Source organism: Dictyobacter alpinus (genome assembly GCF_003967575.1).
Classification (GTDB): Bacteria; Chloroflexota; Ktedonobacteria; order Ktedonobacterales; family Ktedonobacteraceae; genus Dictyobacter; species Dictyobacter alpinus.
Genome location: NZ_BIFT01000001.1, coordinates 5,575,086 through 5,582,978, shown reverse-complemented (window position 1 = coordinate 5,582,978; position 7,893 = coordinate 5,575,086). Strand labels below are relative to the sequence as shown.

Genomic DNA, 7,893 nt, shown 5'->3' with positions numbered 1-7,893 from the left:
GGGGGGGGGCAGCGCGCTCCTGCTGTCGCAGTCGCTCGATCGAGTCGCTGTCGCTCCTCTCGAACTTCATCATTCTATTGCTAGCTAACTTGATACTCTATCAACAAAGTATTGTATTATTGGAATTTATATGTATAATCATTTTAACTCTTTTTACTCTTATATCTCTATAAATAGATAATATGCTCTTTTCAGTACTTTTCTTCTTAAGGGTGCTAAGATCCCTCTTTTTCCCTACGCCCATCAGCTCTCTAGCATATTTTACTGTCCTTTCTGCCACTCCTCAGCTCACCACCTCCTTTGGAATAGGGAATTGGCAGACTCAACGCGCTGTCGCGCTTACACTCTCCAACAGAAAACATGAATGGCCTGGAAGTGACAGTGAAGCCTGTATTTCAACAGATACTATCCTTTCAGCCAGGCCATTTTCTCCAAAAAAGGACGCATTCATGCCCCCAAAAATATTCATGCTCAGGCCGCTACGCGCCTTGCATTTTGGGGAGGCTCTCTAGCGGCAACATACCCAGACTTGGGCAGCCTCTTCGGGGTGATCAAACGTATTGCACTTCCCTCCTGTCACCTCCAGCACACGCTACCACACCATGGTGTCATCAATCTCCCAGCGACAAACATCGCCACTGGGGGCAAGCTCATCCATGCCAGGATGGACATCACGTTACGGCTCAACTGGGTGAAGGAACCAGGGCCATGCACCACGATGATGCTGATACCACCACGTACCAGCTGGAACACACCTGTTTCATCGAGGGGTTCTCTGGCGTCAACACGATCCGCTCCAGCATCGGAATACTCCAAGAAGCAGAGCTCTCTTCGGTACTTGAGGATGCTGTCGACAGCACCTCCAGTTTCGAGCCATCCACCCAGGTTTCATGTGTCTGGCCAGCCAATTCCACGAATGCCCATCACACTGATTGCCCACCATCTGTTCTCCCAATGTCAGACACAAGCTCGGGTACTCCCCGTCGGACGGCACCGCGAACAACTCTAGCTCGACACCATGGCACATCCCCCACCAGGCAGAGGTGCAGCTAGCAGATGGACATCTCCTTGGGGATCATCTACCGCCTCTGTTCTCAGCCAGGCGCATGTGTTCTGATCCATGGATATCACGAGATGATGCTCTGCATTCATCAGAGGATTTCCCTCTCTTTTCCTCTCCCTCCCCACATGCCACGCAGACAGGTTCCCAGCAGCAGCGCTGCTCCTCCGACATTCCAGTCTTGCAGGATGAAGACCGATCCCTACACCTAAACCAGGCTGCTGCTCCTGTTCCTGCCCACTGCCAACTACTCATCACGTCAACAGAAAAGCCGCAACAGCATTTCACCTACATCTATTCATCATATGATGAAATATATCTCCGTATACAAAATTATCCATCTGAACACAGCACACACCTGCCCAGGGGATACAGGACACAGGACAAAGAAAACTCTTTCCAGCAGCAGCAGCATCCCCTCCGGCCCACTCTCCACCACCGCGCATTTCCCAAGACAATCAAACCCATTCCCAGCGATCTCGACTGCCTCAAACGCGATCCTCTCCTCCCAGGATCCAAACAATGTAGGTGCATGAGGATACACAAAGGAGAGGCACCTGCTCGATACCTCTCCTGTCTTCGCACTTCTCTGCTTGCCTTTCCCCTCTCGCGCTCACCCTCGCCCATACACCAGTTGCTCCCGCGCTGCCTCTACCACCTCCTTACTCACCACATCCACCTGCGGGTTAATTTGCACGATTCTCTCGATTTGCATCAATACATGCTTCTGCCGTTGAAAATTCCCCTCCGTCATCCGGATCATCGTCGCCAGCGCTTCTTGATCCACCTGCAATGGTTCCCTCGCATTTACTCGCCGTTCACTTATCCTCTCCACTTGCTCCAACAAGATCTGCCGTTGCTCTTCCACTCCCAGCGCCCTCATCTGATGCACAAATCCCACACGCCCATACACTTGCGCATATCTCGACAGCTTTCTCTCTAGCCCGGGCAACCCCAGCAGAATCATTCCCACCTCGCTTTCTTCGTGCAGATCTCTCAGCACCTCCAGTGCCAGGGGCTTCAACCGGTCCACCTCATCCACTCCGATCACCCGCAAACTCCATCTCAGCAACCGGATCTCATGCTCCATCTGTCGCGGCGTCACCCTCGCTCGCGGCGTATATACCGCCGTTCTTGGCCTCGGATTCTCCGGCGACAACGATGGTTCCACTACCCCTCTCCACGTCAACAACGGCTCAATCTCTTCCCACTGCGCATACTGCTTCGCCGCTCTCGTCTTGCCCACTCCCGTCACCCCACAACAGATCCCCATTGTCCTGCCTCTCCGGCAACTTTCACACAGTTCCACGAACCGGTAGTATTCCCTCGTTTCCACAAACCTGCCTCGTCCATCCACCATCCTCGGCTCCCTTCTGCTTCCACGTCCTACTCATTAAAATATCGCTTCAACGTCACCCGCCCAGGTTCTTCCCCGCTCGGCTTCTCCGCCTCCACCGATCCTTCTCCCGGCACCCCTCCTGCATGCTTCTCCTCACTCACCCCTCGTTTCACTCCCGTTTTCACTCGCCTCACCGCTCCCTGTCTTTCCTTCAACGCTCTCTCTACCTCTCGCCTCTGCTCCACACGCGCTGCCACAATCTCTTTTAAACTCACCTGCCCTCCCGCTCATTCTGGACACACCGCTCGACATACAAACCGATCCTCCGCAAAAATACGCACCTCAGCCATATCCGCTGGATCATATCGCAGCACCACATCCTCCCCCACATACCCCGACAACGTCGGATCCATGTACCGATACCCCTCAAACGACACTCCATCTTGCTGCACCCGTCTCTTCTTGGCCACCGTCACTAGCAGCAGATCCAATTGCTCCACACTCTCGGGCATCCGTGGCAAAAATCCTCCTCCTTCCCATTTCTCCTTCGGACTCATTCCCAGTTCCCCATGCTCGCGTTGGTGATATTCCTCCATCACCCATCGGCGAAATCGCTGCTCCACTTCCTCCAGGCTCTCAATCCCTGCCCGCTCTCGCCTCGGTTCCTTCCCTGCCTTCTTCGGCCATTCCCCTTTGGGCGCATATCCCGCCTCTCGCTCCGCAAACAACTGCTCCACCGTCCGAAAAAAACGCTCGATCTTCCCTGTAAAGTACCCAGTAAAAGAGACACTCCTATAAGGAAATGAAAGGAGCCATATGCAACTGATGTGTTTGAGCATAATGTAACGGTGAACAATTTCCCAAGCCCTCATGAGGACGTATCCTATTGTAAAAATTGACCCACGATTCTGCTGCTCGCAAGAAATGACCCAGCGTTCGATAGGAACGGCGTTCAGCCACCGCTAACTTGAAGGTCCCAACGAAACGCTCGGCCAATCCATTATCTGTCGGCGTTCCTGCACGACTCATCGATTGAAGAAACCCTTTCTGTAACAGCAGTTCTCGTGTGCTTTGCGCCCCATATTGTTTTCCTTGATCGCTATGCCAAATGGCTCCTGGAGCGTGGAACGTCATTGTTTCAATGACACTGGTCACCAGATCTGCCCGCATATGATAATCAAATGCCAGTCCGAGAATCTGGCGCGTCTGCTTCTCGAGGGCAAAACACCCTCGCACACGTGATTGATCAGCGAGATGGACTTCAAACATGTCGGAAAACACCACCTTTTGCAGACTCTCCTCGGTCATCTCTCGGACAAGATTGGGAGCCGTGTGCGTCGCCTTACCTGGATAGATGTACTTTTTCTTTTTGCGCCGAGCAGCGATGCCATATTTCTGCATCACCCGTTTGACGCGATTTTTTCCGGTCTTGATGAGCACCGCAAGCTTGCGATGTCCGAGTGTATCATCGTGTTCATGCCACTGCTCAATGCTGACAACCAACGCTTTATCCAGGTGAGGCCGCTTGGGATGCAGATACAGACTGCTGCGAGCAATGCCAAGGGCGCGGACGAGTTGACTTTTATTGATCGGACCACCAGAAGCGCAGAGCATACGCCCGATCTCAACTTTCTCATGTGCGCTTAATTGCCTAGTAGCCCCCGGGATTTTTTTAGCAGTTCATTTTGAACCGCCAGGTCGCCAATGAGCTGTTTCAACTCCTCAGGTGATTCTCCTGGTGCATAGCCTTGTGCTTGGTTGCGCGTTTTGTGATCGCGTTGATCGGCAAAAATCTCTGGCCCTTTTTGCTGAAATTCTTGCCGCCATCGGCTGATCACTGAGCTGGCCAAACCAAATTTCCGGCACACTTCTTCAAGGGTCGTCTCACGCTGAAAGCTTTCCATCACGACTTTGAATTTAAATTCGGGTGTATAGGTTTTTCGTTTCCCTGTCATGTTTCCGTACCTCTCTTCTTTCACTGTCTATTTTACCAGGTACGTTACAGCCCTCGCACGGCATCAACAACACAACAGCGTCATAGCCTCACCGATGCACATCTTGCCACGCTCTTGCGATGCTCGCCTGGCAATCTGACGCACCTGCACCTCTGCCGTCTCCCGGCCACCAATCAGGACGTAGCCCACCTCGCACATCGCTTCCACGACGACCAGGCCGCCCTCTCCACGCTCCTCTCAGAAGACGCGAACGCGCACTGAACACAAAGGAGGGGCGACCGATACGGTGATCAGTCGCCACTCCTCTTGCGCACCCTTCCACGAATTTTCTCCCTGTTCCCCAAATTCGCCTCTCTTCGTGCGACACGTTCATATTGCGGCTGTATGACTCACGTGAGACAACATGAAAACGCCGCTTCTGGCGGCTCCACTGAAAGGACACTCTGATGATCGACGACACATCCATCCTCACCACCTGGTATGCCCACGCCGCCAGCGCCCCTGGCTTTCTCGGCCATGCCTTCCACCTCTATCGCCAGCGTACCGGCCTCTCGCTCACACGCCAACGCGCCTTGCTCGGCCTGCGCGATCCTTCGACAGACGCCCTCTGGACACGCCTGCAAGCCATGCCTCTGCCACGCTCCCAGCAGTTCGACACCGATCTCCAGCGCATCGTCGCTCACCTGCTTACGGCTTTCCCAGATCACACCATCCACATCTCCCAGCTGGCCACCTTCCTTCGTACCCAGGGGGAGCCATAGCGACCAGCATCCTCTCACACAGCAGTGAGCAGGACTGGCAAGCTGACCAGTCCTGCTCACCTGGTTCCCCTCTCACATAGTGTTCACACATTCATCTCATTTATCGATCAAGCAATGACACAAGGAGGCTGGCACAGTCAATTCCATTTGTTTTTGGTCTGCTTTTTTCTTCGCTTTTTGAACGTTCCTTCTCCTGCCTCACCCTGCTTCCTTCCCCTCCCCATGCGCTTTCCCTCCCTTTTCTCCTCCTCCTTATTTCTCCCCATGCCACCACGAAAAAAAGACCTCATGTATTTTTCGCATTTACTCGCGTCCTTTTCTGCTGTCAATAGGTCCTCCAGAGCGACAGGTTTCCAACCAGGTTGTGACAAGGCGAGAAGCTGCAAAGGGGCAGGGCCATCAATGTAACCAGGGGAGCAAGACACATTGCAGCCCTGGCATGGGGAAAGGATCTACCAGCGGGGAAAGCGACGAGGGCGCAGCTGGGAGCACTGGTGGCGCACCGGTTCGCAGAGTGAGTGAGTGGCCACGGCCACCTGTCAGTCGGAGACCGCTGCCGCCATTCCCTGGCCAGCACCGGACCCTCAGAGGAGGTTCCATCTCCTCATATTCATCCTACCATGCAATACTTCTCACTCTGCACATACCAGCATCTGGCCGGGAGGGATTAGCGATGAGCATGAACCTCTCCCCGTTCAAAACATCATTCTCTCCAGGTGTTCTGCCAGATTCTGGGTGGAAAACGCTTCGCTATCGTCTCGAGGATGGGAAGAAGAAACGCCATTCATACCATGAGCTCTCTTGCGGGCACTGTCATCCACACATGATTCCTTGAGAGAAACACACGCACATGCAAAAGCAGAAACGGAAGCAATATACGGCAGCATTTAAAGCCAAGATCGTCAAAGAGATCTTGAGGGAAGAAAAAACCGTCAGCCAACTCTCAGCGGAATATGAGATTCATTCAAGTCAGCTCTATAAATGGAGGGACCAAGCGTTAGCTGGCTTACCCGGCTTATTTGATGAGCAATCAGAAAAAGCGCTGGCCGAGAAAGAAATAGCCTGGGAACGAGAGCGGGAAGCCCTCTATGCTGAGATTGGACGATTAACCACAGAGAAACTGTGGCTGGAAAAAAAATCTCGAGCAGTCTTTAAGGAGAGATGAGCGGCAAGAGCTCATTGATTGGGAAGACAATGAACTGCCGCTGAGCACCCAGGCCAGATTGCTTCATCTGAATCGAAGTAGCTTGTATTATCAACCGCGGCCACCATCAGCAGAAGAAGTGGCACTCAAGCATCGGATTGATGAGATTTTTACACAATGCCCGTTCTACGGGTACCGCAGAATTGCTGAGCAATTACATCGAGAAGGGCGAAGCGTCAACAAGAAAACGGTCGCAAAATATATGCAGGAGATGGGGTTGATGGCCATTTTCCCCGGCCCCAATCTTTCCAAACGTGCGCAGCAAGCGGCAATCTTCCCCTATTTGCTCAGGAATCTGAAAGCTGAGGTGCCTGATCACATTTGGGGCGTTGACATCACCTACATTCGCCTGCGCGCTGGATGGATGTTTTTGGTCGCGGTTCTGGATTGGTATTCTCGTTATATTGTGAGCTGGGAGTTAGATCAAAGTCTGCGTCAGGATTTCGTGCTCTTAGCGATGCACAATGCCTTGAAACAGGCCACCCCTCAGATTTGTAATAGTGATCAAGGCAGTCACTTCACCAGTACGAGCTATATTAATCTGCTCAAGGAGCATGAAGTACGTATTAGCATGGATGGAAAGGGGAGAGCACTCGATAATATTTTTACGGAACGTTTGTGGAGAACAATCAAGTATGAAGAAGTATATGTGAAAGAGTATGATAGCCCTCGCACAGCTCGTAGAGAGTTGTCTCGCTATCTCCACTTTTACAACGAGGAACGACTTCACCAGGCACTTGATTACCAAACTCCAGCCGAACGCTACTTTTCTGGGAAACGTTCGACGTAACGTCGTCTCTGTCTCTCATGAAAAATGGGCCCAACGTACCATTTGGCTTGGTTTTCGTAAAACGGTGAAACACGTTCACTCAGAAATGGACGAGCATGCTTAAAGAAAGGAGATTTCTCTTAAGGACTCGGATTTTTCTGTCTTGACAATCTGGGTCACTGTATTCATACCATGAGCTCTCTTGCGGGCACTGCCATCCACACATGATTCCTTGAGAGAAACACTCTCTGTCTCCCTTCGCTCCTTCCCATCCTCTCCACACAGAGGAACAACACCAGCAGAATCGGGATTGAGCAACGGACTGGCCGAGCCAAAGAGCAGAGAGAGAAGCGGAGACAAACACCAAGAGCTGCCGCCGCATTCCCTCTGGCCTTCCCTCCCCTCCCCTCAGATGTTCCAGTCATGCATGCAGGATGAAGACCGATTCATGGACCTGGACCAGGCGGCCGCTCCTGTTCATGCCCACTGCCAACCACTCATCTCGTCGACAGAAAAGCCTCAGCGATCGCGTTTCCCATCCTCCTATTCACCCTATGATGAAATACTTCTTCGCTTGCAAGATCATCCATCTGCATACAGAATACACCCGCCAATTGGAGAGAGGACACAGAGCAAAAAAGAACTCTTTCCAGCAGCGCAGCATTCCCACCCTGCTTCACTTCCCCCCAGGTTTCACACCATCGCCACTACGCTCTCCGATGACGCCTTCGGAAATTCATCATTTGATGCTTTACACCACCTCATGACCCTCCTACAGGAGGCCGCCTTCCCATCAGATGCACCA

The 7,893-nt window shown here is 52.5% G+C and carries 8 protein-coding genes; 2 read left to right on the top strand and 6 right to left on the bottom strand.

The window, feature by feature from the left end; all coding sequences use genetic code 11:
- Positions 1-576: 576 nt before the first annotated feature.
- The 6 genes from EL633_RS22205 to EL633_RS36655 all read right to left on the bottom strand — a co-directional run bounded on the left by EL633_RS22205 (position 577) and on the right by EL633_RS36655 (position 4,561).
- Positions 577-816 (bottom strand): hypothetical protein, encoded by a 240-nt coding sequence (locus EL633_RS22205; RefSeq protein ID WP_126625225.1) that lies wholly within the window; start codon positions 814-816, stop codon positions 577-579.
- A gap of 857 nt (positions 817-1,673) precedes the next feature.
- Positions 1,674-2,150: a TniB family NTP-binding protein gene (locus tag EL633_RS22200; protein WP_246039055.1), complete on the bottom strand. Its 477-nt coding sequence runs from the start codon at positions 2,148-2,150 to the stop codon at positions 1,674-1,676.
- Between the two features lie 536 nt (positions 2,151-2,686).
- Positions 2,687-3,127, bottom strand: coding sequence for a Mu transposase C-terminal domain-containing protein (locus tag EL633_RS22195; protein ID WP_161981819.1), 441 nt, complete (start codon positions 3,125-3,127; stop codon positions 2,687-2,689).
- Between the two features lie 64 nt (positions 3,128-3,191).
- Complete coding sequence (locus EL633_RS22190) at positions 3,192-4,013, bottom strand: IS3 family transposase (RefSeq protein WP_126625228.1); 822 nt, start codon at positions 4,011-4,013, stop codon at positions 3,192-3,194.
- A 29-nt stretch (positions 4,014-4,042) separates the two neighbouring features.
- On the bottom strand, positions 4,043-4,354 hold the full coding sequence (locus EL633_RS22185; protein ID WP_126625229.1) for a transposase: 312 nt from the start codon (positions 4,352-4,354) through the stop codon (positions 4,043-4,045).
- A 63-nt stretch (positions 4,355-4,417) separates the two neighbouring features.
- Positions 4,418-4,561, bottom strand: coding sequence for a hypothetical protein (locus EL633_RS36655; protein ID WP_161981820.1), 144 nt, complete (start codon positions 4,559-4,561; stop codon positions 4,418-4,420).
- A gap of 239 nt (positions 4,562-4,800) precedes the next feature.
- Between EL633_RS36655 and EL633_RS22180 the strand changes: the two genes are divergently transcribed.
- Positions 4,801-5,115: a hypothetical protein gene (locus EL633_RS22180; protein ID WP_126625230.1), complete on the top strand. Its 315-nt coding sequence runs from the start codon at positions 4,801-4,803 to the stop codon at positions 5,113-5,115.
- Positions 5,116-5,965: 850 nt separating this feature from the next.
- Positions 5,966-7,109 (top strand): IS3 family transposase gene (locus EL633_RS22175; protein ID WP_371865511.1). Its coding sequence is split into 2 segments (ribosomal slippage): positions 5,966-6,253 and positions 6,255-7,109, totalling 1,143 coding nucleotides; the frame shifts between segments, so codons are not numbered across the junction.
- Positions 7,110-7,893: the final 784 nt, after the last annotated feature.